The 1,891-nt window shown below is 63.4% G+C and carries 2 protein-coding genes; both read left to right on the top strand.

The features are described from left to right. Nucleotides 1-453 (top strand): 2-oxo acid dehydrogenase subunit E2 (locus AC0YKC_RS33890; RefSeq protein ID WP_488514228.1); only part of this gene is annotated, 453 nt, incomplete at its 5' end. 121 nt (nt 454-574) lie between these two features. Continuing rightward, entirely contained in the window at nt 575-1,747 is a 1,173-nt protein-coding gene (locus AC0YKC_RS33895) for a DUF930 domain-containing protein (protein ID WP_488514229.1), read from the top strand. The last annotated feature ends 144 nt before the right edge of the window (nt 1,748-1,891 follow it).

The following is a 1,891-nucleotide window of genomic DNA, read 5'->3' on the forward strand; positions in this document are numbered from 1 at the left end:
GCCTCCTGGACGGACAGCGCCATGGTCAAGCACAAGCACGCCGATGTCGGCGTCGCGGTGTCGATCCCCGGCGGCCTGATCACGCCGATCATCCGCCATGCCGATGAAAAGACGCTGTCGGTCATCTCCAACGAGATGAAGGACCTGGCCAGCCGCGCCAGGAGCCGCAAGCTGAAGCCGGAAGAATATCAGGGTGGCACGACAGCGGTGTCCAATCTCGGCATGTTCGGCATCAAGGACTTTGCCGCCGTCATCAACCCGCCGCATGCGACGATCCTGGCGGTCGGCGCCGGCGAGGAGCGGGCGGTGGTCAAGAAGGGCGAGATCAAGGTAGCCACCGTGATGTCGGTGACACTCTCGACCGATCATCGCGCGGTCGACGGCGCGCTCGGCGCGGAACTGCTCGGCGCCTTCAAGCGCTTGATCGAGAACCCGATGAGCATGCTGGTGTAAGCCTGCAGGCCTCGATCCGGCTTGCTCTTATGCCTGTGATCACCGACTTGTCAGGGCGGCAACTCGCGCGAATCCCCGCAAGTGCTTGAAGCCGCCGCTATTTCGTTCCACATCGGGCGCAATGAACGGCAAGATGCGGGAATGGTTTCGGAACTGGCGGTGGGCCTTGGCCGCATCGCTATTCCTGCATGCCCTGATCGCAGCGTTCCTGTTCCTTGGCTCGACGAGACCCGAGCAACAGCCGGACCAGCAGGAACAGCCGGTCAACGTTGCGATCGTGCCGCCGCCCGAGCAGCCCACGCCGAAGCCCGCTCCAAAGCCGCCGGAGCCGACGCCTGAAAAGAAGGCTGAAAAGCCGCCCGAGCAGGCCGTGCAAAAGCCACCGCCTCCGCAGCCGCCGAAACCGCAGGACATCCCGGTTCTGAAACGCGTTTTCCAGTATGGCGAGAAGGATACCGGCCCGGAGAAATCTCTTGACGGAGGCAGCGCTCCGGCCAATGCGCCGTCGCCAGCCCAGGACGAACCCGCGAAGCCGCCGGTCGCGCCGAAGCCTGCGCCCAACCAGCCCGCTCCTGCAACGCCTGAGCAGCAGGCGGATTCCAGCAAGGCTCAAGAGAAGCCGGCAACCGCCGCGCCGGACGAAAAACCCGAGCAAAGCGAGGTGAAGCAGGCGACCGAGGACACTGACAAGCCGCAGCCCGACAAACAACAGGCGGCGCCACATACCACCGAAGAGCAGCCGGTCGTGCCACCGAAGCCGTTGACCGCCGAGACCGGTGACAAGCCCGCGCCTCAATCCTCAATCGAAAAGGCGAAGCCTAAACCTTCCAAGGCGATGAAGTTCAAATCCGCAAGGGCCTTGAGGGCGCCAAGCGGGAACCCGGGAAGGTCGAACTCCGCCGACAGCGAGGCTGCGGGATCGCCCATCTATTCCGGCCTGCCGGGCGTCAGAAAGCTTTACTCGCCGGGTGCAACCGGCAACGCGCTGGCCACGAGTTCGATGGAGAGCGTGCCGCGCGATCAGCGCGTTGCCAACCTTTGCGCCAACGTCCTGAACCAGGAATTGCAAAGCGCCGACTACTCGCCCAAATGGCTGCCGACCATTCCCCTGAAGCAAGGCAATGTTCTCAACCCTCCGCAAGCCGCCTTCAGCACGACAACGCAATGGTACGATCTGAGCTTCCGCTGCGAGGTCGACGCCGATGCGACGAGGGTCCTGTCCTTCAACTTCCGTGTTGGAGGAGTGGTCCCGCCCGGTGACTGGACTCGCCGTCGTTTCCCCAGCCTCCGCTAGAGCGGGATGGGATTACCACCGGTCATATCCAGAGTTTGCGAAGTAGTTTGAGCACTCGATCGGTGTGACACCGTTGAGGATCTGTCCGATCGCCTGGCAGACGGTTTCGACCGTGCGACTTGCGGCCTTTCTGAGCCAGTGCTT

The organism is Mesorhizobium sp. CNPSo 4661 (genome assembly GCF_057784215.1).

Excerpts from the sequence above, each read along its gene's own strand:
- AC0YKC_RS33895 (WP_488514229.1), top strand. The coding sequence starts at position 575 with ATGAACGGCAAGATGCGGGAATGGTTTCGGAACTGGCGGTGGGCCTTG.